The sequence below is a fragment of the Streptomyces sp. NPDC003042 genome (assembly GCF_053591315.1).
Window position 1 is genome coordinate 23,988 of the sequence record NZ_JBSFTP010000003.1, and the last position, 24,189, is coordinate 48,176.

Genomic DNA, 24,189 nt, shown 5'->3' on the forward strand with positions numbered 1-24,189 from the left:
GGACCCCAGATGCCCGACCACTCGGCCTCCCCCCGCCCTACGGACACGCCCCAGCCCCCGCTTCCCGACACGGCGCCCCCGCCGGCCCCCGCCGCCGGAGTCGGCGCGACGGACCAGCCGCAGCCGGGCTCCGGCCCTGCCTCGGCCGCCGACGCCGGCGCGACGGACCACGCCGAACGCCCGCAGTCGGATCCTGGCCCGGCCTCGGCCGAGGCCGGGCCGCCGTCTCCGCAAGCCGCCGCGCAGTCCCCGCTCGCTGACACGGCGCCCGCCCCCGCACCACCCGCCGGCCGCGCCGACCCGCTCCCGGTGGAGCCCACGCCTGCGCCCGACGTCGACCCCGCTCCTGCCCCGGAGGCGGGAGGTGAGGGAACCGAGCCCCGACACCACGCGGCCGAACCTGCGTCGGTGGCCGGGCCCGCCGCCCCGTCGTTCCCGCCCCGGCCGGAGCCGTGGCCCGCGGCCGCCGTGCCACGGCAGAAGGACGGGACCCTCCGCCCCCGGGTGGGCGGTTCCGGGCCGGTCGGGCCGGAACCGGCGGCCCTGCCCGACCTGCTGGACCACCCCGACCCGGCCATCGCCGCCGAGGCCGCGACGGTGGAGAACCTGCTGCGGTGCTGGGTCCGCGAGAGCGGTGTCGGCCGCCCCGACGGGCCCGCCGGAACCCTGCTCCGCATCCCCCTCCCCGCATCCGCAGCCGCCCTGCTCGTCCCCGTCCGCCACTGGTCCCCGGCCGGCTGGCACCGCTTCGCCCCCGCCCGGCTCGAAGGCGCCCCCACCCAAGCCCCCGCCGTGGACGCCGTCACCCTCGCCGCCCTGATCGCCCGCGAGGGCAACGCCCGCGGCGGCGCCGACCTCGTCGGCCGGGTCGCCGACTCCGTCCACCGCACCGCTTGGTTCATCGCCGACCGGCGCGCTCACCCCATCCCGCCGACCCCCGTCGCCGAAGACCGCTTCCTCACCGCCGAACAGTCCCTCCTTCTCGGCCACCCCCTGCACCCGACACCGAAGAGCCGTGAAGGCCTCTCCGAAGCCGAAGCGCAGCGCTACTCACCCGAACTCCACGGCTCCTTCCCCCTGCACTGGTTCGCGGTCGCGCCCGACGCCCTCGCCACCGACTCCGCCTGGACCGAACGAGGCCGACCCGTCTCCGCCGCCCAACTCCTCGCCAGGCTCGCCCCCACGCTGCCGCTGCCTTCCGGCACCACCGCCCTTCCCCTGCACCCGTGGCAGGCCCGCGACCTCCTCCAACGCCCCGCCGTCGCCGCCCTCCGCGACGCGGGACTCCTGATCGACCTGGGCCCGCACGGAGCCCCCTGGTATCCGACCTCCTCCATCCGTACGGTCCACCGCCCCGGCGCCCCGGCGATGCTCAAGCTGTCCCTGGGCCTGCGCATCACCAACTCCCGCCGTGAGAACCTCCGCAAGGAACTCCACCGCGGAGTCGAGGTGCACCGGCTGCTCCGCACCGGCCTCGCCGAGCAGTGGCAGACGGTCCATCCCGGCTTCGACATCGTCCGCGACCCCGCCTGGGTCGCCGTCGACGCCCCGGACGGCACCCCCGTCCAGGGATTCGACGTCCTGCTGCGCCACAACCCCTTCCGCTCCGCCGACGACGCCGTCTGCATCGCCGCACTCACCGCCCCCCGCCCGTGGCCGGGCCGCAGCACCATGCGCTCCCGGCTCGCCGACACCGTCTCCCGGCTCGCCGTCACCACCGGACGCACCACCTCCGCCGTGGCCGCCGAGTGGTTCCTGCGCTACCTCGACCACGTCGTCCTACCGGTCCTCGCCTTCGACGAACTCGCCGGTATCGCCCTCGAAGCCCACCAGCAGAACACCCTGGTGCTCCTCGACCCCGCCGGCTGGCCCACCGGCGGCCGCTACCGCGACAACCAGGGCTACTACTTCCGCGAATCCCGGCGCGCCGAACTGGAGCAACGACTCCCCGGCATCGGCAGCGCCAGCGACACCTTCGTCCCCGACGCCGTCACCGACGAACGCTTCGCCTACTACCTCGGCATCAACAACGTGCTCGGCCTCATCGGTGCCTTCGGGTCCCAGCGGCTCGCCGACGAACGCGTACTCCTCGCGGCGTTCCGCCGGTTCCTCGGCAAGGCCGCCCGCCTCGGCCCGCTCCCCGCGCAGCTGCTCGACTCACCCACCCTTCGCTGCAAGGCGAATCTCCTCACCCGCCTGGGCGGCCTCGACGAGCTCGTGGGCCCCGTCGACACCCAGTCCGTCTACGTCACCATCGCCAACCCCCTCCACGACTGACGCGCTCCCACCGACACGGAGAAGAGCCCGATGCCCTCCACCGACACCCCCATCAGTTCGGCCGCCCGTCCCGCCACCGACGACACCGTCGAACTGCGTTTCACTGTCGACCTGTTGCCAAGGCTCGCCGAGGCGGACCTCCTCGACTCACCGGCCGGCTGGGGGGCCGTCGCCACCCCGGCCGGAGCATTCAGGCTCGAACCCGTACGGCCGGGCCGCGACCTGGAGCTCCTCACCGGCTGGATGAACGACCCCGAGGTGGCCGCCTACTGGGAGCTCGCCGGGCCCGCCGCCGTCACCGCCGCACACCTGCGGCCCCAGCTCGACGGCGACGGCCACAGCACCCCCTGCCTGGGCCTCCTCGACGGCACACCGATGAGCTACTGGGAGATCTACCGGGCCGATCTCGACCCGCTGTCCCGCCACTACCCGGCGCGCCCCCACGACACCGGTATCCACCTGCTCATCGGAGACGGCACGAACCGCGGCCGGGGCCTGGGCACCACACTGCTGCGCGCCGTCGCCGACCTCGTCCTCGACAACCGTCCTCGTTGCACGCGCGTCATCGCCGAACCGGACATCCGCAACACCCCCTCCGTATCAGCCTTCCTGACCGCCGGTTTCCGCTACTCCGCGGAAATCGACCTCTCCGAAAAGCGCGCGGCCTTGATGATCAGGGAGCGGGTGCTGCGCAATCTCCTCTGATCGCCGCCCCGCCGTCCGCATCGTCACCGACAACACTTCAACGCCTCTCCCTTCGAAAACTCTGCGTCGCGCAGCAAAGTTCCCGATTCTCGAGGAGTCCCGTGCCTCATTTCCCCGCAGCGCCCGACTCCGCCGAGCCGGCCTTGCCCGCCTCGCCCCAGCACCCCTGCACGCCACCCGAACTCAACCGCCAGACCTGGGACTTCGCGGCCCGCCGACTGCTTGCCAAGATGCTCGGCGAGTTCGCTTACGAGGAGATCCTCAGCCCCGTCCCGGCTCCGGCGGCCGCGGGTGACGCCTGGACCCTGACCCTCGACGACGGCAGCAGCCTCGGCTTCCGCGCCCGCCGCCGCGCGTACGGCAGCTGGCACGTGACACCGGACACCATCACGCTCACCCCGCCGCCCCCCTCGCCGGAGCCCCCGATCGCCTTCGGGGACCCGTACGCCTTCCTCATCCGCGCCCGTGCCCTCCTGCGACTCGACGGCGCGACCCTCGGCCACCTGATCCGCGAGCTCAGCGCCACCCTCGCCGCCGACGCGCGTCTCGACCACCACGCGCTCACCGCCGATGTCCTCGCCGACCTGGACTACGCCGCCCTGGAAGGGCACCAGACCGGCCACCCCTGGCTCGTCCTCAACAAGGGCCGCATCGGATGGTCCGCCGCCGACACCGCCGCCTGGGCCCCCGAGGCACGCACCCGGCAGCGGCTGCCGTGGCTCGCCGCCCACACCTCCCTCGCCGACTACCGCGGCACCGCCGGCCTCGAAGATGCCGCACGCCTGTACTCGGCCGAACTCGACCCCGTCACCCGCGCCGCCTTCGACCAGACCCTGCGCGACCGCGGCCTCGACCCGCTCCGCTACCTCTACCTCCCGGTGCACCCCTGGCAGTGGGACGAGGTCGTGCTCCCCCTCTTCGCCCCGTCCCTCGCCACCGGCGCACTCGTTCCGCTGCCCGCGGATCCCGATGTACGCCTGCCCCAGCAGTCGATCCGTACCTTCCTCAACCTCACCCGCCCCGACCGTCACAGCGTCAAGCTGCCGCTCTCCGTCTTCAACACCATGGTCTGGCGCGGCCTGCCCAACGATCTGACCCTCGCCGCCCCCGCCGTCACCGGCTGGGTCCACTCCTTGCGCGACGGCGACCCCTTCCTCCGTGACGAATGCGGGGTCGTCCTGCTCGGCGAAGTCGCCTCCGTGACCGTCCGCCATCCCGTCTACGACGAGCTGCCCGAGGTCCCCTACCAGTACAAGGAGCTTCTCGGAGCGATCTGGCGCGAACCCCTGACCGGCCACCTCGCCCCCGGCGAGCGCGCCCGCACCCTTGCCTCCCTCCTCCACACCGACCCGCGCGGCCGCTCCTTCACCGCCGAGCTCGTCGCCCGCTCCGGCCTCACCCCCACCGCCTGGCTCCAGCGGCTCTTCGCCGCCCTGCTGCCTCCACTGCTGCGCTTCCTCTACCGCTACGGCACCGTCTTCTCCCCGCACGGCGAGAACGCGATCGTGATCTTCGACGAGCAGGACGTGCCCGTCCGGCTCGCGGTCAAGGACTTCGTGGACGACATCAACATCAGCCGCGAGCCGCTCCCGGAGCACGACTCCATGCCCGACGAAGTCCGCGCGGCCCTGCTCACCGAGCCGCCCGCCTTCCTCACCCAGTTCATCCACTCCGGGCTGTTCATCGGCGTCTTCCGCTACCTCGCCGCCCTCTGCGAGAGCCGGCTCGACGTCCCCGAGAGCGAATTCTGGGCCCTCGTACGGGCCGAGATCCTCCGCCACCAGGCACGTTTCCCCGAGCTCAAGGACCGGTACGAGCTCTTCGACCTGCTCACCGAGCGGATCGACCGGCTCTGTCTGAACCGGAACAGGCTGCACGAGGACGGCTACCGCGACCGACCGGACCGACCGCACGCGGTCACGTACGGCACCGTCCCCAACCCCCTGTACCGCCCGTGAGGGGTGAGGGATGCGACCGCTGTCGGTGGCGCCCCGTAGGGTTGGCAGTGCTATGACGAAGCCCTCCCTCCCCGACCTGCTGCACGCCGCCGTCTCCGCCGTCGGCGGCACGGAGCGGCCCGGCCAGGTGGCCATGGCCGAAGCCGTCGCCGAAGCGATCGACGACAATTCCCACCGGCTGATCCAGGCCGGCACCGGCACCGGCAAGTCCCTCGGCTACCTGGTGCCGGCCCTCGCGCACGGCGAGCGCGTGGTCGTGGCCACGGCCACGCTGGCCCTCCAGCGTCAGCTCGTCGAGCGCGACCTGCCCCGCACGGTGGAGGCGCTGCACCCGCAGCTGCGCCGCCGCCCGCAGTTCGCCATGCTCAAGGGCCGGTCCAATTACCTCTGCCTGCACCGCCTGCACGAAGGGGTACCGCAGGACGAGGAGGAGGGCCTCTTCGACCAGTTCGAGGCGGCCACGCCCACCAGCAAGCTGGGCAAGGACCTGCTGCGCCTGCGTGACTGGGCGGACGAGACCGAGACCGGCGACCGCGACGACCTCACCCCCGGCGTCTCCGACAAGGCCTGGAGCCAGATCTCCGTCTCCTCCCGGGAGTGCCTGGGCGCGACGAAGTGCGCCTACGGAGCCGAATGCTTCGCGGAGGCGGCCCGTGAGCGGGCCAAGCTCGCGGACGTGGTCGTGACCAACCACGCGCTGCTCGCCATCGACGCCATCGAGGGTGCCCCGGTGCTGCCGCAGCACGAGGTCCTCATCGTGGACGAGGCGCACGAGCTCGTCTCGCGCGTCACCGGGGTCGCCACCGGCGAGCTCACTCCCGGCCAGGTCAACCGGGCCGTGAAGCGTGCCGCCAAGCTCGTCGACGAGAAGACGGCCGACTCCCTGCAGACCGCCTCCGAGTCCTTCGAGCGGGTCATGGAGCTGGCGCTCCCGGGCCGCCTGGAGGAGATCCCCGAGGATCTCCGCTACGCGCTGACGGCGCTACGGGATGCCGCGCGCAACGTGATCTCCGCGATCGGCGCCACCCGCGACAAGTCCGTCCACGACGAGGACGCCGTCCGCAAGCAGGCGCTGGCCGCCGTGGAGAGCGTCCACACGGTCGCGGAGCGGATCCTGAACGACTCCGAGTACGACGTCGTCTGGTTCGAGCGCCACGACTCCCGCGGCGGAGCCTCATATAGGCCCAGCGGGGCCACCCTGCGTGTGGCCCCCCTCTCGGTGTCGGGGCTGCTGCGGGAGAAGCTGTTCGAGGACCGCTCGGTGGTCCTCACCTCCGCCACCCTCAAGCTGGGCGGCGACTTCAACGGGATCGCGGCCTCGCTGGGCCTGTCCGCCGAGGGCGTCGAGGGGGAAGACGTACCGCTCTGGAAGGGCCTCGACGTCGGCTCACCGTTCGAATACCCGAAGCAGGGCATCCTCTACGTCGCCAAGCACCTGGCCACGCCCGGCCGGGAAGGCACCCGCGGCGACATGATGGACGAGCTCGCGGAGCTGATCGAGGCGGCGGGCGGTCGTACCCTCGGCCTCTTCTCCTCCATGCGCGGCGCCAAGGCCGCCGCCGAGGAGCTGCGCGGCCGGCTCGACAACCCGATCCTGCTCCAGGGCGAGGAGACACTCGGCGAGCTGATCAAGAACTTCGCGGCGGACCCGCGGACCTGCCTCTTCGGGACGCTCTCCCTCTGGCAGGGCGTGGACGTGCCCGGTCCCAGCTGCCAGCTCGTGATCATGGACCGGATCCCGTTCCCCCGACCCGACGACCCGCTGATGAGTGCGCGGCAGAAGTCGGTCGAGGAACACGGCGGCAACGGCTTCATGGCCGTCGCGGCCACGCACGCCGCCCTGCTGATGGCGCAGGGGGCGGGTCGACTCGTACGGGCCTCCGGCGACCGGGGCGTGGTCGCGGTTCTCGACCCCCGGCTGGCCACGGCCCGCTACGGGACCTTCCTGCGGGCCACGCTGCCGGACTTCTGGTACACGACCGACCGCAACCAGGTCCGCCGCTCGCTGGCGGCGATCGACGCAACCGCGAAAGCAGACGGCAAGTAAGCGGTTCTGATGCCAACCATCAAGTGAGCAACCCCGACGGCGAACAACCGCCCCCGCGAGAGCGGCGGCGGTTTAGTCGCAAAGGGGAGACAGCTCCGGGACCGGCGCAGTGGGTCCCGGAGCTGGCTGAGGGGCGGCCGGTCGGTCAGACGCGGCGCAGCACGGCGACGACCTTGCCGAGAATGGTCGCTTCGTCGCCGGGAATCGGCTGGTAGGCGGAGTTGTGCGGGAGCAGCCAGACATGGCCGTCCTCGCGCTTGAAGCGCTTGACCGTGGCCTCGCCGTCCAGCATCGCGGCGACGATGTCGCCGTTCTCCGCGACGGGCTGTCGGCGGACGGTGACCCAGTCGCCGTCACAGATCGCCGCCTCGATCATCGAATCGCCGACGACCTTGAGGACGAACAGCTCTCCGTCACCGACCAGCTGGCGGGGGAGCGGAAAGACGTCCTCCACCGACTCCTCGGCGAGGATCGGACCGCCGGCCGCGATCCGGCCGACCAGGGGGACGTACGAGGCGGCGGGCTTGCCGGTGGTGTCGGTGGGCTGCGAGCTCGGCTGGTCCGAGCCGCGCACCTCGTAGGCGCGGGGGCGGTGCGGGTCGCGCCGCAGGAAGCCCTTCCTCTCCAGCGCCATCAGCTGGTGCGCCACCGACGAGGTGCTGGAGAGGCCGACCGCCTGGCCGATCTCTCGCATCGACGGCGGGTAACCACGGCGCTGTACGGAGTCCCGGATGACTTCGATGACCCTCCGCTGCCGGTCCGTGAGTCCGGAGCTGTCGGCGCGGATGCCTGGAGGTCGCCCTGGCAGTGAGCGTGCGGGGCGTACGGGCTCCGCCTCAGGGTTCTGACTTGCGTCATTCATGGCATGCACCGGCTCGAGTCGGCTCTGGGAGCGGTTCTGGGCAGTGATGGTGGCACTGTCTGCGGTCGTGGTCACGTCGGCCCCTCTCGAAATGTTCTCCCTAGCTGGACAACGGTAGTAGCTTTCGAAAGGTTGCGCCAAACACACGTTCGAGTGAAAAAACGTGGATCAGCCACGTGGGTGAGATCGGCAGGTGTATGGACAGTCGGCCCAAGGGCCGCCCGACGGGGTGCGCCGAGGGTTCCTGCCGAACGCGGGTTCGGTTCTGCGTCCGGTCCTTACGCTACCCTTCCCGGTTGGATCACCAGCGGCCGGGCCTTCGTCCAGTGTGGCACCGGCGGCCCCGTATCCGGCCATCGGACACCACGACACGCAGAGCGGCGCAAATCACGCGCAACCCAAGATCTAGTGGTTGGATGAGCGCTGCCGCCCAGGAGTTGTGGTCCGCGGTCTGCTGAGGGCCTCGGCATCGCATATGCTTGTGGCTGCTTCACGAGCCCCCGGCAGAGCCCGTCTCCGCCGTTCAGGGGCTCCGTGGGGTGATTCAGTCGTGCCAAAAGGAGGGTGAGGGAACCATGCACTGCCCCTTCTGCAGGCACCCCGACAGTCGCGTCGTCGACAGCCGCACCACGGACGACGGGACGTCGATCCGCCGGCGCCGTCAGTGCCCCGACTGCTCCCGTCGCTTCACGACGGTGGAGACGGCCTCGCTGATGGTGATCAAGCGCAGCGGGGTGACCGAACCTTTCAGCCGCACCAAGGTCATCTCTGGCGTCCGCAAGGCGTGCCAGGGACGACCGGTCACCGAGGACGCCCTCGCCAAGCTCGGCCAGCGGGTCGAGGAGGCGGTTCGCGCCACCGGGAGTGCCGAGCTGACCACCCATGACGTGGGTCTGGCCATACTCGGCCCGTTGCAGGAACTCGACCTGGTCGCGTACCTGCGGTTCGCATCCGTTTACAAAGCGTTCGACACCCTTGAAGACTTCGAGACCGCCATCGCGGAACTGCGCGATTCGCGGCCTCACCCCCATGAGCGCGAGCCCGGAGGGACCGCTTCGGTCGTCCCCGTGCCCGCCTCCGCCGCCGACTGACCGGACCGGCCGCAGCGCGGCCCGGCCGCCGGTCGGCAGGGCGAGATTCGCAGATACAAGACACACAGCACCGTGCCGCGGAATAGCGCTGGCACTTTAGGGCGTTTTTACCCGCATATGGGAGGCGGCATGACAGAGACGGCGAGCGGCTCGGCGCGAGGTTCCCGCAACAAGGGGACCAAGGCTGCCAAGGGCGGCCTGCGTATCGAGCGCATCCACACCACCCCGGGCGTGCACCCGTACGACGAGGTGAGCTGGGAGCTCCGTGACGTCGTCATGACCAACTGGCGCGACGGCTCGGTCAACTTCGAGCAGCGTGGCGTCGAGTTCCCCGACTTCTGGTCGGTGAACGCGGTCAACATCGTCACCAGCAAGTACTTCCGGGGCGCGGTCGGCACCCCGCAGCGTGAGACCGGTCTGAAGCAGCTGATCGACCGGATCGTGAAGACGTACACGAAGGCCGGCGAAGACTTCGACTACTTCGCCTCCCCGGCCGACGCGGAGATCTTCGAGCACGAGCTCACGTACGCCCTCCTGCACCAGATCTTCAGCTTCAACTCGCCCGTGTGGTTCAACGTGGGCACGCCCCAGCCGCAGCAGGTCTCCGCCTGCTTCATCCTGGCCGTCGACGACTCCATGGAGTCGATCCTCGACTGGTACAAGGAAGAGGGCATGATCTTCAAGGGCGGCTCCGGCGCCGGCCTGAACCTCTCCCGCATCCGCTCCTCCAAGGAGCTCCTCTCCTCCGGCGGCAACGCCTCCGGTCCGGTCTCCTTCATGCGCGGCGCCGACGCGTCCGCCGGAACGATCAAGTCGGGCGGCGCGACCCGACGCGCGGCCAAGATGGTCGTCCTGGACGTGGACCACCCGGACGTCGAGGCCTTCATCGAGACCAAGGTGAAGGAAGAGGAGAAGATCCGCGCCCTGCGTGACGCGGGCTTCGACATGGACCTGGGCGGCGACGACATCACGTCCGTCCAGTACCAGAACGCCAACAACTCCGTCCGTGTGAACGACGAGTTCATGACGGCCGTCGAGAACGGCACCAAGTTCGGCCTGCGTGCCCGCATGACCGGCGAGGTCATCGAGGAGGTCGACGCCAAGGCGCTCTTCCGCAAGCTGGCCGAGGCCGCGTGGGCCTGCGCCGACCCGGGCATCCAGTACGACGGTGTGATCAACAACTGGCACACCTGCCCCGAGTCCGGCCGCATCACCGCGTCCAACCCCTGCAGCGAGTACATGCACCTGGACAACACGTCCTGCAACCTCGCCTCGCTCAACCTGATGAAGTTCCTCAACGACGACGGCAAGGGCGAGCAGTCCTTCGACGCCGAGCGCTTCGCCAAGGTCGTCGAACTCGTCATCACCGCGATGGACATCTCCATCTGCTTCGCGGACTTCCCGACACAGAAGATCGGTGAGAACACCCGCGCCTTCCGGCAGCTGGGCATCGGCTACGCCAACCTCGGCGCCCTGCTGATGGCCACCGGGCACGCGTACGACTCGGACGGCGGCCGCACCCTCGCCGCCTCGATCACCTCGCTGATGACCGGTACGGCGTACAAGCGTTCCGCCGAGCTGGCCGCGATCGTCGGCCCGTACGACGGCTACGCCCGCAACGCCGACTCGCACAAGCGGGTCATGAAGCAGCACGCCGACGCCAACGCCGTCGCGCCGCGCACCGAGGACCTCGACAAGACGATCTGGGCCGCGGCCACCGAGGCCTGGCAGGACGTCCTGCGCCTCGGCGAGAAGAACGGCTTCCGCAACTCCCAGGCCTCCGTCCTCGCGCCGACCGGCACCATCGGTCTCGCGATGTCCTGCGACACCACCGGTGTCGAGCCGGACCTGGCCCTGGTCAAGTTCAAGAAGCTCGTCGGCGGCGGCTCGATGCAGATCGTCAACGGCACCGTCCCTCAGGCCCTGCGCCGCATGGGATACCAGGAAGAGCAGATCGAGGCGATCGTCGCCCACATCGCCGAGCACGGCGTGGTCGTCGACGCCCCGGGCCTGAAGCCCGAGCACTACTCGGTGTTCGACTGCGCCATGGGCGAGCGTTCCATCTCCGCGATGGGCCACGTCCGCATGATGGCCGCGATCCAGCCCTGGATCTCCGGCGCGATCTCGAAGACGGTCAACATGCCGGAGACGGCGACCGTCGAGGAGATCGAGGAGATCTACTTCGAGGCCTGGAAGCTGGGCGTCAAGGCGCTCGCGATCTACCGCGACAACTGCAAGGTCGGCCAGCCCCTCTCCGCCAAGAAGAAGGAGCAGGAGAAGGCCGAGGTCACCGAGAAGGCCGAGGAGACCATCCGCACGGCGGTCGAGAAGGTCATCGAGTACCGCCCGGTCCGCAAGCGCCTCCCGAAGGGCCGCCCGGGGATCACCACCTCCTTCACGGTCGGTGGCGCCGAGGGCTACATGACGGCGAACTCCTACCCGGACGACGGTCTGGGCGAGGTCTTCCTGAAGATGTCCAAGCAGGGTTCGACCCTCGCGGGCATGATGGACGCCTTCTCGATCGCCGTCTCGGTCGGTCTGCAGTACGGCGTCCCGCTGGAGACGTACGTCTCGAAGTTCACCAACATGCGTTTCGAGCCGGCCGGTATGACGGACGACCCGGACGTGCGGATGGCGCAGTCGATCGTCGACTACATCTTCCGCCGCCTGGCACTCGACTTCCTGCCCTTCGAGACCCGCTCGGCCCTCGGCATCCACACCGCCGAGGAGCGTCAGCGCCACCTCGACACCGGCTCCTACGAGCCGCTCGAGGACGAGGAGCTGGACACCGAGTCGCTCGCGCAGTCGGCGCCGCTCACGGCGGTCCCGTCGCCCGTTTCCGTCCCGAAGCCGGCCGAGACCGTCCAGGTCCCCGCCCCCAAGACGGCGCACAGCAACGCCGAACTGGTCGAGATGCAGCTCGGCGTCTCCGCTGACGCCCCGCTCTGCTTCTCGTGCGGTACGAAGATGCAGCGCGCCGGCTCCTGCTACATCTGCGAGGGCTGCGGCTCGACCAGCGGTTGCAGCTGACCGGGCGGCAGCGCGCGTAGCGCGCACGCGTAGCTGACCAGCAGCTCACGAAGGGGATCGGCCTCGCGCCGATCCCCTTCGTCGTGTCCTCGGCGCCCGGTGGGGCGAGCAGAAAAGCCGGTTGGTGTGCGGGGCCGCGATGCCGATCATTGTGCCGGGACGAGGCGAATCGTGTGCCCGGGATTTGACGCTGCGGAGACGGGGAACCATGTGGAGCGGTGACGAGCTGGACCTGGATGCCTATGTGGCGCGGATCGGTTGTGAGGCCGCCGGGGAACTCCGGCCGGACCTCGGGACGTTGTACGCAGTGCACCGGGCCCATACCGCCGCCATCACCTTCGAGAGCCTGGACGTTCTTCTCGACCGCCCTGTCGCGCTGGACGTCAAGACCCTCGAGGACAAGCTCGTGCACGGCCGCCGCGGCGGCTACTGCTACGAGCAGAACTCGCTGCTGGCCGCTGCCCTGGAGCGGATCGGCTTCGTGGTCTCCGGGCGCGGTGCCCGCAACCGCACCCGGGGTGACACCCTGCTGGCGGTGACGCACGCGGTCCTCGTCGTCACCGTCGACGGCGAACCATGGCTCTGCGACGCCGGGTTCGGCTACCAGGGCCCGCGCGAGCCCGTCCCGCTCGCGCGGCCCGGCGCGGCGGTGCGGCAGGGGCAGTGGACGTTCCGCGTCCGCGAGGAGCGGGACGGCGTCCTGGTGCTGTGCGCGCTGCGAGACCGGGCCTGGCGGGACCTGTACGCGTTCTCCCCACAGCCCTACCACCCCGTCGACTACGTCGTGCTGAACCACTACAGCTCCTCCCACCCCAGCTCCTCCTTCGTGGGGCGGACCATCGTCCAGCAACCGGGCGATACCGTCCGGTTGTCCCTCGTAGGGCGCGAGCTCACGCGGCTGTATCCCGACGGACGGATCGAGCGTGAGACGGTCGCCCCGGACGAGCTGCTCGCGCTGCTCGACCGGGAGTTCGGGCTTCGGCTGCCCGATCGGGATGGGGTGGAACTGGTACGGATCCACCGCTCCGAAGACTGACTCGGGCCGCGCCTGGCCCGTACGATGGCGCGGTGCTGGTCAAGTGGATTCGCTGCACGGTGACGGACCGACGCGGGTTCGAGCGCGGGCAGCGAAAATGGGCGGGGTTGCCTGGCGAACCGGGCTTCCGGGGGCAGGGCGGCGGCTGGAGCCGGGGCCGGCAGGGGGTCGCGCACGTCTTCGCGTTCTGGGAGAGCCGTTCCTTCTACGACTCCTTCATGGCTCGCTCGCACGACCGGCTCGCGGCCTCCCAGAACGGCACCTTCACCGATGCCCGGGTCACGCTCTTCGACCACCGCTTCGATGTGAAGACAGGCTTCGAGCCGCGCTTCACCGATGCCGATGTGGTCCGGGTCGCGCACACCCGGGTACGGGAGGGGCGCCTGGACCACTTCGCCCTCATGCAGGAAAAGGTGTGGAACCCGGCGATGGCGGGCTCGCCCGGGATGGTCCGGGGCCTCTTCGGGGAGGCTCCCGGCCGGGAGTTCCTGGTGCTGTCCATGTGGCGCGCGGCGGCCGAGCACGGCAAATACCGGCAGGAACGGGTGGAGCGGCTGTCGCTGCGCGCCCAGACCGCGGCCGATGTGGAGGCCCTCACCGGGGACGTCGTGGACCTCGAACCCGGCTGGACGGTATGACCGTAGGAAGATCGATGGCCGCCCCGACCGGCGTGCCCGGAGCGTCCGCGCGCCGATGGCCGAATAGGGTCGTGGGATGGTACGACCACGGCGCATCGTCCTCCTCCGGCACGGGGAATCCGAGGGCAATGCCGATGACACGGTGTACGAGCGCGAGCCCGACCACGCCCTGCGGCTGACCAAGACGGGTCGGGAGCAGGCCGCCGAGGCCGGCGTCCGGCTGCGCGCACTCTTCGGCGACGAACACATCAGCGCGTACGTCTCCCCGTACCGCAGGACCCTGCAGACCTTCCGGGAGCTGCGGCTGGACCCGGCGCGGGTGCGGATGCGCGAGGAGCCGCGGCTGCGCGAGCAGGACTGGGGGAACTGGCAGGACCGGGACGACGTACGGCTGCAGAAGGCGTACCGCGATGCCTACGGGCACTTCTTCTACCGCTTCGCGCAGGGGGAGTCGGGCGCGGACGTCTACGACCGGGTCGGGTCCTTCCTGGAAAGCCTCTACCGCAGTTTCGAGGCCCCGGACCATCCCGAGAACGTGCTGCTCGTGACGCACGGACTGACGATGCGGCTGTTCTGCATGCGCTGGTTCCACTGGTCGGTGGCCGAGTTCGAGGCCCTGTCCAACCCCGGGAACGGAGAATTCCGGGCGCTGGTGCTCGGCCCGGACGGCCGGTACCGGATGGACCGCCCGTTTGAGCGGTGGACCACACCCGAGCCTTATGACCTGGACGGCTAAAGTGACGCGGGATGACCGCTGAATCCACTCCCGAAAGGCGCTACGCACGCGCCATGTCCAGCCTCAGAGGGCTGGCACTGGGTGACGCCCTCGGCTCCCAGTACTTCGTCCCCGTGAACTATCCGCTGCTGAAGCGACGTGAACTGCCGGCCGGTGACGAGCCGTGGCAGTGGACCGACGACACCGAAATGGCCTGCTCCGTGGTGGCCGTGCTCGCCACGCACGGACGGATCGATCAAGACGCGCTGGCGACTTCGTTCGCCACCCACCACGACTTCGACCGCGGCTACGGTCCCGCCGTCAACCGGATGCTGCGACTGGTCCGGGAGGGCGCGGACTGGCGGACGCTGGCCGCCGAGCTGTTCAACGGGCAGGGCTCGTGGGGCAACGGCGCGGCGATGCGGATCGCACCGCTCGGCGCCTGGTACGCGGACGACCCCGAGCAGGCCACGCACCAGGCGGAGATCTCCGCCTACACCACCCACCAGCACCGCGAGGCCGTGTGCGGCGCGATGGCCGTCGCCGCGGCGGCCGCCCTGGCAGCGGATCCGGCGGGCAAGCCGACGGCCGCCGACCTGCTGGACGGCGTGATCGCGCTGGTGCCGCGCAGCGCGGTGGGCGCGGGTCTGCGCCGGGCGCGGGACATGCTGGACTACGGCGACGCGACCACGGTCGCGGCGGTCCTGGGCTGTGGGCGGCGCACCAGCGCCCACGACACGGTGCCGTTCGCCCTGTGGTCGGCGGCGCGGGCACTGGACGACTACGAGCGGGCGTTCTGGACCACCGCGCAGGTGGGCGGGGACGTGGACACCACCTGCGCGATCGTCGGCGGGGTGCTGGGATCGCGCGGCGAAGCGGTGCTGCCGCAGGCATGGCTGGCCCGGACCGAAGCGCTGCCGGATTGGCTGCCGCAGTCGGTGAGCTAGGCCGTCCGTAGGCTTCAGCCTTCATTTGGAACAGCTGGGGGCGGCCCACAAGGCCGGTCGGACCCGTCTTGCTGGCGGACGGCGGCGATGCTTCACGAGTGCGATCACTTCCGTACCGATCGGTTCTGCCGCGTCGGTCGGGCGCGGCCGGGCACAGGCGGGTGCTGGTTGATCCATGTGCCGGTTCGGCGCGCAAAGGGGGCCGATGTGGTCGGCCTGGCATGATTCGGATGTGCCCAATCCGTTTGTTGTCGATGCGATTCCGGTGATGTCGGCATACCGCACCAGGGTGTGCGAGAGCGAAGCGTGAGCCCGCTCGGTCGGCGGTACGGCCGTGTCGGCGCTCCAGCCGTGGGGCGCCCGCGCGGCCTCGACGGGCGTCAGGGTGCGGGCCGGGGTGTGCAGGCGGCTCGGGGCGGCGTAACCTTGCTGGCGCCATGCCGTACGAAGCACCCACCCACACCGTCGAGCGCTCCCTCCGCGCAACCACGGGCGCCAAAATCATCGCCGGGGTCGACGAGGTCGGACGAGGAGCCTGGGCCGGTCCCGTCACCGTGTGTGCGGCGATCACCGGTCTGCGCCGCCCGCCCGCCGGGCTCACCGACTCCAAACTGCTCACCACCAAGCGACGCGACGCCCTGCACGACGTCCTGGAGGACTGGGTCACCGCGTACGCCCTCGGGCACGCCTCCCCGGAGGAGATCGACGAACTGGGGATGACCGCCGCCCTGCGGCTCGCGGCGGTGCGCGCGCTGGAAGCCCTTCCCGTGCGGCCCGACACGGTGATCCTCGACGGCAAGCACGACTATCTCGGCCCGCCTTGGCGGGTTCGTACGGTGATCAAGGGCGACCAGTCCTGCGTCTCCGTCGCCGCGGCCTCGGTGATCGCCAAGGTCCGGCGTGATCGGATGATGGCCGAACTGGGCGAACGAGGCGACGGAATACAGGACTTCGCCTTTGCCGCCAACGCCGGCTATCCCTCGCCCGTGCACCGGGCAGCGCTGGAGGAGCGGGGGCCGACGGTGTACCACCGGCTCTCGTGGTCGTACCTCGACACGCTGCCCCGTTGGCGCCACCTCAAGAAGGTGCGCCGCAGCGAGGAGTCGATAGCACTCGAAGACGGAGGCCAACTCGGCTTCGATTTTTGATCGCACCCATGCGCCACCCACAGGTACGTTTCGTACCGGTGTTTGATAGATATCAAGTCATGCCTCTCACCCCCGCCATCGAGGAGCCTCAGATTCACGAGAGTGCCCAGGGTCCCCGCGTCACGCCGGCCGCGAGCCGCACCGCGCAGACCCCCCGCCCCGTACCTGGTCCGCGTCCCGCCGCCGTACCCCGGCCCGGACGCCCCGGTCCCGTCCGGTCCGCCCCGCCCGCGCGGCGCGCGGCGGAGGCCACCCCCGGACCCGTTCCCGCAGCCCCCACCGCGCCGTCCGTCTCAGCGGCGGTGCCGCAGCTCCAGCTCATCCCGGCATCCGTCGAGGGTGCGCTGGACGCGGCCGAGGAGGCCGTGGACCTGCTGCTCGACACCGGGCGCGCGCCCGGCGACATCCTGGTGCTCACCACCGGCGACCCCCACCCGTGGGCCGCCCACGAGCTGTCCTTCGGCGAGGCCCCCTACTGGGCCCAGCACGACGCCGGGGACGACGTCTTCTACGCGGACGCGGCGCAGGTGCGGCGTGCCGCCGGGCGCCCCGTCGTGGTCTTCGCGGCCAACGGCGGACCGGTCGAGGCGACCGCCGCCGCGCTGCCGGTGGCGCTCACGCGGGCCGGTGCGCTGCTGATCGTGTGTGGCGACGTGCAGCAGATCAACTCCGTGCTGGGTGCGAGCGTCTGACGTTCCGTCCGCTGTGCGGGCGCGGCGGGGCGGGCTGCCGGCCCCGCTGAAGTCCGAAGCCCGACCTGCCGTACGCCCGTTCTTGGGGGTACGGCCGTGAGGGCTGCCCGCGGTGCCGGGTGGTGCCGTGTCCGTACGCACGTCCGCGTACGGGTGCGCGCACCCCACGGCCCGATCCCGCTGCCCGCGTCCTTGGTCGTACGAGGACCAGGGTGCGAGCGGCGGTACGCGGACGGGCCGCGGAGGCCTCGGCCAGCGCCGGGGTTCAGCGAGCGGCGGTGCGGCGCAGCGCCTCGGAGGCGCCGCCGCCGGTGCGCAGCGTCAGCGGTGACGGCTCGGCCGAGTTGGAGCCGAGGCGCTCGGGCCGGGAGTCCCAGCTGGGCCGCCGACCGCCCCGGCCTTCACCGAGGACCTGCCAGCCGCCCTGGGTCAGCGTGATGTAGGCGCCGCAGCGTAGCCCGTGCAGGGTGCAGGCGTCCCGGAGTCCCCACATCCAGGCCCCGTCCTCCTCGGTCCACCGTTCGTCGCCGTCGCGGCAGTAGAGCAGCACTGCCGTCCGCACCGGGGTTCGCCGCCGCAGGTCGTGCGGGATGATCCGGCGCAGTCTGGACAGCAGGGCGTTGCGGTACTCCCAGCCGTCGGCCGAGGTCGACCGCTGAACGAAGGAGGCGCTGGCGACGAGCCGTTCCTCGGGGCCGAGGACGGCTATGACGGCGGTGGACGGAGCAGGGTCGTGCCGGGAGTGCAGTCCGCTGACGACCTCGCGCGGATTGCGCAGCAGGGGGACTCCCGCCGCCGTCCACTCGGCGGGTTCGAGCAGTCTGCCGTGCCGGCTGGCGCCGGCGGTGGCCGTTGTCAGGGACGTGGTCGAGGGCGGGGCGAATCCGAAGGTCACGGTCCTCCCTTCGGGTACACGCCCGCGAACGGGCACGGCTGGGTGCGGGCGCGCCGCAGCGCGGCCCTGGGGAGTGCCGACGAGCCGAGCGGGAGCACTCCGATTCTCGCGTGGTCCGCGAGGATGGGGCAATGAGCATTTGAGGCCGCGGACCGGAATTCGCCGGTATGCCGTTCATATCCTTGCCCCGCCACGCCGGAGCTGACGCCTCGGCTACGGCTGGAGGGCGAGCACCAGCGGAAACACCCCCTTCGCGCCTGCCCGCCGGAGCAGGCGGGCGGCCACCGCGAGGGTCCACCCGCTTTCGGCGCGGTCGTCCACGAGGAACACCGGGCCCGAGACCTCCGCCAGGGTCGCCGCCAGTGCCGGGGGCACGGTCAAGGCCTGGTGGAGCCCACGGACCCGCTGGGCACTGTTCGAGGAGGGCAGGCCGAACTCCGGGACCTGATCCGTGTATTCGACCGTGCCCAGCAGCGGGATTCGCCCGACCTCCGCGATCCGTGCCGCCAGCGAGCCGACGAGCCGCGGGCGGCTGCGCGAGGGCAGCGCGACCACGCCCACGGGCCTCGCGGGAGCGTCCGCGGCCCCCGACGCCCAGCCGCCGGGCCCCCGTGCCCAGTCGGCGAGTACGGCCACCACGGCCTGGGCGACATCGTCCGGAACCGCCTGGTCGGGTGCCTGCGGAGCCAGCATCGGGCGCAGCCGGTTGCCCCACCCGATGTCGGACAGCCGCCCCAGCGCCCGTCCGGTCGAGGCCTGTTCCCCGGCCGGAATCCGGCCCTTGAGATCCACGCCCACCGCCACCAGTCCGGTCGGCCACATCTTGCGCGGCTCCAGCTCCACGCCGGGGCGGCCCAGTTCGCCCCGGGCGGTGTCCAGGGCGGCGGTGGAGACGTCCGCCGTGAAGCGGGCGCCGGCGCAGTTGTCGCAGCGGCCGCAGGGCGCGGCCTCCTCGTCGTCCAGCTGGCGGCGCAGGAACTCCATCCGGCAATCGGTGGCCGCCGCGTAGTCGCGCATCGCCTGTTGTTCCGCGGCCCGTTGCCGGGCGACCCACGCGTAGCGCTCGGCGTCGTACGCCCACGGCTCGCCGGTCGAGGTCCAGCCGCCCTTCACCCGGTGGACGGCGCCGTCCACGTCGAGCACCTTGAGCATCGTCTCCAGCCGGGTGCGCCGCAGGTCGACCAGGGGTTCCAGGGCGGGCAGCGACATGGGCCGGCCGGCCTGGGCCAGTACGTCCAGGGTGCGGCGTACCTGCTGCTCCGGAGGGAAGGCCACCGAGGCGAAGTACTGCCAGATCGCCTCGTCCTCGCGGCCGGGCAGCAGCAGTACCTCCGCGTGCTCCACGCCGCGGCCGGCGCGGCCGACCTGCTGGTAGTAGGCGATGGGGGAGGAGGGAGACCCCAGGTGCACGACGAAGCCCAGGTCGGGCTTGTCGAAGCCCATTCCGAGGGCCGAGGTGGCGACCAGCGCCTTGACCCGGTTGGCCTGGAGGTCGTTCTCCGCCTGCTCGCGGTCGGCGTTCTCGGTCTTGCCGGTGTAGGAGGAGACGGTGTGCCCGCGGTGGCGCAGATAGGCCGTGACCTCCTCGGCCGCGGCCACCGTCAGGGTGTAGATGATTCCGGAGCCCGGCAGGTCGCCGAGGTGGTCGGCGAGCCAGGCCAGCCGGTGCGCGGCGTCGGGCAGCGTCACCACCGACAGACTGAGGCTCTCCCGGTCCAGCGGACCGCGCAGCACCAGTGCGTCCGTCCCGGCGCCGGTGCCGAGCTGTTCGGCGACGTCGGCCGTCACCCGGGCATTGGCGGTGGCGGTCGTCGCCAGTACCGGTACACCCGGGGGCAGGTCGGCCAGCATCGTGCGCAGCCGGCGGTAGTCGGGGCGGAAATCGTGCCCCCAGTCGGAGATGCAGTGCGCCTCGTCGACCACGAGGAGGCCGGTGGCGGCCGAGAGCTTCGGGAGCACCTGGTCGCGGAAATCAGGATTGTTGAGCCGCTCCGGACTGACGAGCAGGACGTCGACCTCGCCTGCCGCCACTTCGGCCTGGATGCCCTCCCACTCCTCCGGATTCGCGGAGTTGATGGTGCGGGCCTTGATCCCGGCGCGGGCCGCCGCCTCGACCTGGTTGCGCATCAGCGCGAGCAGCGGGGAGACGATGACGGTCGGACCGGCGCCCGCCGCCCGCAGCAGGGAGGTGGCGACGAAGTAGACCGCGGACTTGCCCCAGCCGGTGCGCTGCACGACGAGCGCCCGCCGCTTGTGCGCGACGAGAGCCTCGATGGCCCGCCACTGGTCCTCGCGCAGCCGTGCGGTGCCCGTGGGGTCGCCGACGAGGCGGGCGAGCACGGAATCGGCTGAAGACCTCAGGTCTGGGTTCATGCCCCCATGCAACCCGATGCCTCGGACATCGCGCCAATGCCGCGCTCTCAACCTGTGGATATTGAACGTTGTACGAGTTGTCCACAGGGGTTTCCGGATCGGATCACGCACGGGACCGTCGACACATGACGACGAACCACGAATCACGCAGCCCGTCCGGCCGGCCGTCCATCAGCCCCTCCGGATCCCCCACCGAACCCCGGATCACCCTGCGCAGCCCGGCCGAACTGGCCGACGCGCTGCCGTACATGCTCGGCTTCCACCCGAGCGACTCCCTCGTCATGGTCGCCGTGCACGGCGAGGGCGGACGCTTCGGCGGCCGGCTCCGCGTCGGCATCCCCACGGCGCCCGCGGAATGGGAGGAAACCGCCCGGCAGGTCGCCGACTGCCTGGTCAGGGGCAGCGAGCGGCGAGGAGGCAAGCCCGACGGCATCGTGGTCTTCCTCTGCCAGGACCCGAGCGGCGGGGAGAGCGGCCAGCGGGTCATGACCCGGCTGCGTCCACTGGCCCAGCGGCTGCGGCTCGCCTGCGGAGCGCTGGACGTGCCCGTCCTGGAGGCCTTGTGCCTCTCCGGCGGCCGCTACTGGTCGTACACCTGCCACGACGACGAATGCTGCCCGGCCGAGGGGAAGCCGCTGGCCCTGCCCGGCACCTCGGTGATGGCCGCGACGGCCACCTTCGCGGGGCTCCAGGTGCGGGGCTCGCTGAAGGAGATCGAGAGCCGGCTGACCCCGCTGCGCGGGGGACAGGCCGCCGGACAGGAGGAGGCCCTGGACCGGGCAGCGGCCGCCCTGGTGCCGAAGATCCTCGACGGCGCCACCCGGGAAGAGGTCGGCGCCGAGACCCTCGCCCTGGCCAGGACCCTCATGCGGCGCCTGACGCTCGCCCCGCCCGCCGCCGGAGGGCCGGGCGCTGACGACTGGGACGACGCACTGCTCGGCCACGACGAGGCCGCCGCCGTGATCCTCGGCCTCCAGGACCGCGAGATCCGCGACATCGCCGCCGAGTGGATGGAGGACGACGAGGCCGCCCCGGCCCTGCGGCTGTGGCGCGCCCTGGCCCGGCGCTGCGTCGGGGCCTACGCCGAACACGCGGCGGCCCCGCTCACCCTCGCCGGCTGGGTCTCGTGGTCCTGCGGCGACGAGCCGACCGCCCGAATCGCACTCACACTGGCGCTGCGGGCCGACTCCGAGTACCGGTTCGCCCAACTGCTCCACCACGCCTGCAACGAGGGCATCGACCCCGAGGGGCTCCGGGAGTGCCTGCGCGAGGAGCGCAAGCGCCGCGAACCCCGCCGGAAGCGGCCCACCCCGACCCGCCCGCCCGGCCGCCGGAGCGGGGAGCGCCGCCGGGTGTCCCGCCGTACCGAGGGGAGCGAGCAGTGAGCCCCCGCCCGACCCCGGATCGGGCGAGTCCCGTACGGCGGCTCTCCAGGGCGGTGCGCGCGGCCCTGCGTCACCGGTGCGCCACACGGCGGGGGCAGTCACCGCCGCGGCCCGTGACCCGGGCGGGGGTGGGGCCGTTCAGCTGGGGGGTGGTGGGGGCCCGGCCGCGCCGCCGCCCCGCGAAACCGGCCGGAGCGCAGACAAGGCGACACATGGCTCCCCCCGTAACCGAATCCGACCCGCCGGTGCACCCGTCTCCCGCACCGCCGAGCCACCCCCCGGGGGTCGCGCCCGGGCTTCCGGCCGATCCTCCAGGTACTCCAGGGGGTCCGCCGGGCCTGCCGGGCCGACCGGCGGGGGGCTCCCCGAGCCGCCCGGCCGGCCTCTCGTCCGGTCAGTCGCCTGGCGCACTGGCTGCCCGCAGGGCCGAGTTGCCGCCCGCGCACAGCGCCGTCATCTGCGTGGCCGCGCCCTGCCTGGTCATCTCTCCGGAGCACGGCCAGCTGACCGGGCGGGGGATCGACGGGATCTACCGCTCCGGGCGGCGACTGCTGTCCCGCTGCGTCCTGCGCGTCGCCGGCCGGGATCCGGTCGCCGTACAGGGGCGCAGCCTCGGCTCCGGCAGGGCCGCCTTCACGGCCACGGTCCGCACCGGCGTCGAGGCGGGGCCCGACCCCGACATCGGCGTGGAGCGGATCCGGCACGCGGACGGCACCGAGCGCATCACCCTGCGCAGCTTCGCGACCCGTCCGCTACGTCTGCCCGTGGAGGTCCTTCTCGGCACCGACCTGGCCGATCTGGCCGCCGTGGCCGCGGGCCGTACCGGGCCGGAACTCACCGCCGCGGTGCACGCCGCCGGGCTGCGCTGGAGCAGCGGGGACGCCTTGGCCGTCACCACCGCCGAACCGGCCCCCGACGACGCCCTAGCCTCGGCCGGGCTGCTGCGCTGGCAGCTCGAACTGGGACCGGGCGAATCGCGCAGCATCGAGCTGCGCACCACATGGGACCGGACGGCACGGGCCCCCGTCGGTCAGGTGGCCAACCCCCTGGCCGATGCCCGTGCCGAGGGGGACGACCCGAGGGCCGACGCCTGGTTCCGGACCAGCCTCGACGACCTGGGGGCCCTGCTGCTCCGAGCCCCCGACGCACCCGGCGACACCTTCGCGGCGGCCGGGGCGCCGTGGCGGCTCGGGCTCGCCCCGGCGGAGTCCTTGTGGGCCGCCCGGATGGCGCTGCCGCTCGGCACCGGGCTCGCCGCCGCCACCTTGCGGACGCTGGCCCGCAGCCAGACCGGGGGACGTGACCCCGACGCGGGGAAGATCCCGGGTCCGTTGCGCGCCGCCGGACCGCAGCTGCCGCCGGGATGCACCGGGACCGAGGCCACCCTCGGCTTCCCGGTGGTGCTCGCGGAGGCCCGGCGCTGGGGGTTGCCCGAGGAAGAGGTGGCCCGGTTGCTGCCCGCCGCCGAGCGTTGCCTGGACTGGCTGCGCGGGGCGGTGGGTGATGACGGCTTCCTGGCCGATCCCGATCCCGGACCGCGGCGCTGCGAGACCCAGGCCCACGCGCACCGGGCCGCGCTGCTCGGCGCAGACCTGCTGGCCGCGTGCGGGCGGCCCGGAGCGCAGGAGTGGCGGGAGTGGGCAGCCGCGCTGCGGGAGAGGTTCCGGGCCGAGTTCTGGATCGACGGCCCGGACGGGGGCCGCCCCGCCGCGGCCCTGCATCCCGACGGCCGACCGCTGCCCCGCCTGACGGGCGCCGCCGCGCATCTGCTGGACACCGGTCTGCTGGGCGGCGGCCGGCTCGCACCGGGCCTGCTGGACCGGGCCCGTACGGAACAGCTCGCCCGGCTGCTCGGGGCCCCGGCCATGGATTGCGGATGGGGACTGCGCAGCATGGGAGTGCGCGAGCCGGGGCACAACCCCTTCGGCCACCGCTCGGGTGCGGTACGGGCCCACGAGAGCGCGGTGGCGGTGGCCGGTCTCCTCCAGGCGGGTTTCGAGAAGGAGGCCGCCGGTCTGCTCCGGGGTCTGCTGGACGCCGCCGAGACCTTCGGATACCGGTTGCCCGAGATGTACGCGGCCGAGCAGCGCACCGTCGGCAGCGTTCCGCTCCCGCACCCGTCCGCCTGCCGGCCGGCGGCCGTGGCCGCGGCCGCCGGGATCCACGCGCTGACGGCCCTCGCCGGAATCCGCCCGGACGCCCCGGCGGCCACGGTCTGCGTGACGCCGTCGGCGGGTGCGCCACTCGGCGGCCTGCGCCTCTCGGGGCTGCGCGTGTCGGGGGAGCCGTTCACGGTCCGGATCAGTCGCCTCGGGGTCGGCATGGTGGAGGAGGCGGCCGATGCGCTCCAACTGGGAGGCTGAGTCATGGCGTCGAAGCCGTTTGTCCGG

At 72.0% G+C, this 24,189-nt stretch carries 17 protein-coding genes; 14 read left to right on the forward strand and 3 right to left on the reverse strand.

Features of this window, described 5'->3' with window-relative positions; genetic code table 11:
• Positions 1 to 9: 9 nt before the first annotated feature.
• The 4 genes from ACWDYJ_RS02550 to ACWDYJ_RS02565 all read left to right on the forward strand — a co-directional run bounded on the left by ACWDYJ_RS02550 (position 10) and on the right by ACWDYJ_RS02565 (position 6,987).
• Positions 10 to 2,277 carry an IucA/IucC family protein gene (locus ACWDYJ_RS02550; protein WP_451563605.1) on the forward strand — a complete coding sequence of 756 codons (2,268 nt, stop codon included), beginning with the start codon at positions 10 to 12 and terminating at the stop codon, positions 2,275 to 2,277.
• A gap of 30 nt (positions 2,278 to 2,307) precedes the next feature.
• Complete coding sequence (locus ACWDYJ_RS02555; protein ID WP_451563606.1) at positions 2,308 to 2,982, forward strand: GNAT family N-acetyltransferase; 675 nt, start codon at positions 2,308 to 2,310, stop codon at positions 2,980 to 2,982.
• 101 nt (positions 2,983 to 3,083) lie between these two features.
• Positions 3,084 to 4,940, forward strand: a complete 1,857-nt coding sequence (locus tag ACWDYJ_RS02560; protein ID WP_451563607.1) for an IucA/IucC family protein — start codon at positions 3,084 to 3,086, stop codon at positions 4,938 to 4,940.
• 52 nt (positions 4,941 to 4,992) lie between these two features.
• Positions 4,993 to 6,987 (forward strand): ATP-dependent DNA helicase, encoded by a 1,995-nt coding sequence (locus ACWDYJ_RS02565; protein WP_451563608.1) that lies wholly within the window; start codon positions 4,993 to 4,995, stop codon positions 6,985 to 6,987.
• A gap of 145 nt (positions 6,988 to 7,132) precedes the next feature.
• Here the strand turns inward: ACWDYJ_RS02565 and lexA are convergent, their stop codons facing one another.
• Complete coding sequence (gene lexA, locus ACWDYJ_RS02570) at positions 7,133 to 7,924, reverse strand: transcriptional repressor LexA (RefSeq protein ID WP_451563609.1); 792 nt, start codon at positions 7,922 to 7,924, stop codon at positions 7,133 to 7,135.
• A 500-nt stretch (positions 7,925 to 8,424) separates the two neighbouring features.
• Here lexA and nrdR point away from each other — a divergent pair, with 500 nt between their 5' ends.
• The 8 genes from nrdR (at position 8,425) to ACWDYJ_RS02610 (ending at position 17,146) form a co-directional block, all read left to right on the forward strand.
• Positions 8,425 to 8,940: a transcriptional regulator NrdR gene (gene nrdR / locus ACWDYJ_RS02575; RefSeq protein WP_451563610.1), complete on the forward strand. Its 516-nt coding sequence runs from the start codon at positions 8,425 to 8,427 to the stop codon at positions 8,938 to 8,940.
• Between the two features lie 129 nt (positions 8,941 to 9,069).
• Positions 9,070 to 11,970 carry a vitamin B12-dependent ribonucleotide reductase gene (locus ACWDYJ_RS02580; RefSeq protein ID WP_451563611.1) on the forward strand — a complete coding sequence of 967 codons (2,901 nt, stop codon included), beginning with the start codon at positions 9,070 to 9,072 and terminating at the stop codon, positions 11,968 to 11,970.
• 208 nt (positions 11,971 to 12,178) lie between these two features.
• Positions 12,179 to 13,006, forward strand: a complete 828-nt coding sequence (locus ACWDYJ_RS02585) for an arylamine N-acetyltransferase family protein (RefSeq protein ID WP_451563612.1) — start codon at positions 12,179 to 12,181, stop codon at positions 13,004 to 13,006.
• A 32-nt stretch (positions 13,007 to 13,038) separates the two neighbouring features.
• Positions 13,039 to 13,644 (forward strand): YdbC family protein, encoded by a 606-nt coding sequence (locus ACWDYJ_RS02590; RefSeq protein WP_451563613.1) that lies wholly within the window; start codon positions 13,039 to 13,041, stop codon positions 13,642 to 13,644.
• A 76-nt stretch (positions 13,645 to 13,720) separates the two neighbouring features.
• A complete protein-coding gene (locus ACWDYJ_RS02595; protein ID WP_451563614.1) occupies positions 13,721 to 14,380 on the forward strand; it encodes a histidine phosphatase family protein in 660 nt (219 codons plus the stop codon).
• Between the two features lie 11 nt (positions 14,381 to 14,391).
• Positions 14,392 to 15,306 (forward strand): ADP-ribosylglycohydrolase family protein, encoded by a 915-nt coding sequence (locus tag ACWDYJ_RS02600; RefSeq protein WP_451563615.1) that lies wholly within the window; start codon positions 14,392 to 14,394, stop codon positions 15,304 to 15,306.
• 437 nt (positions 15,307 to 15,743) lie between these two features.
• On the forward strand, positions 15,744 to 16,454 hold the full coding sequence (locus ACWDYJ_RS02605) for a ribonuclease HII (RefSeq protein ID WP_451563616.1): 711 nt from the start codon (positions 15,744 to 15,746) through the stop codon (positions 16,452 to 16,454).
• 59 nt (positions 16,455 to 16,513) lie between these two features.
• Positions 16,514 to 17,146, forward strand: coding sequence for a hypothetical protein (locus ACWDYJ_RS02610; protein ID WP_451563617.1), 633 nt, complete (start codon positions 16,514 to 16,516; stop codon positions 17,144 to 17,146).
• 265 nt (positions 17,147 to 17,411) lie between these two features.
• Here the strand turns inward: ACWDYJ_RS02610 and ACWDYJ_RS02615 are convergent, their stop codons facing one another.
• The gene (locus tag ACWDYJ_RS02615; protein ID WP_451563618.1) at positions 17,412 to 18,041 is read right to left on the reverse strand and encodes a hypothetical protein; all 630 of its coding nucleotides are present in this window, start codon (positions 18,039 to 18,041) and stop codon (positions 17,412 to 17,414) included.
• Between the two features lie 213 nt (positions 18,042 to 18,254).
• A complete protein-coding gene (locus ACWDYJ_RS02620; protein WP_451563619.1) occupies positions 18,255 to 20,414 on the reverse strand; it encodes a RecQ family ATP-dependent DNA helicase in 2,160 nt (719 codons plus the stop codon).
• Positions 20,415 to 20,539: 125 nt separating this feature from the next.
• Between ACWDYJ_RS02620 and ACWDYJ_RS02625 the strand changes: the two genes are divergently transcribed.
• Together ACWDYJ_RS02625 and ACWDYJ_RS02630 are read left to right on the forward strand one after the other, a co-directional pair.
• Positions 20,540 to 21,799, forward strand: coding sequence for a DUF4192 domain-containing protein (locus ACWDYJ_RS02625; RefSeq protein WP_451563620.1), 1,260 nt, complete (start codon positions 20,540 to 20,542; stop codon positions 21,797 to 21,799).
• Positions 21,800 to 22,011: 212 nt separating this feature from the next.
• Positions 22,012 to 24,162, forward strand: coding sequence for a glycogen debranching N-terminal domain-containing protein (locus ACWDYJ_RS02630; RefSeq protein WP_451563621.1), 2,151 nt, complete (start codon positions 22,012 to 22,014; stop codon positions 24,160 to 24,162).
• Positions 24,163 to 24,189 lie beyond the last annotated feature (27 nt).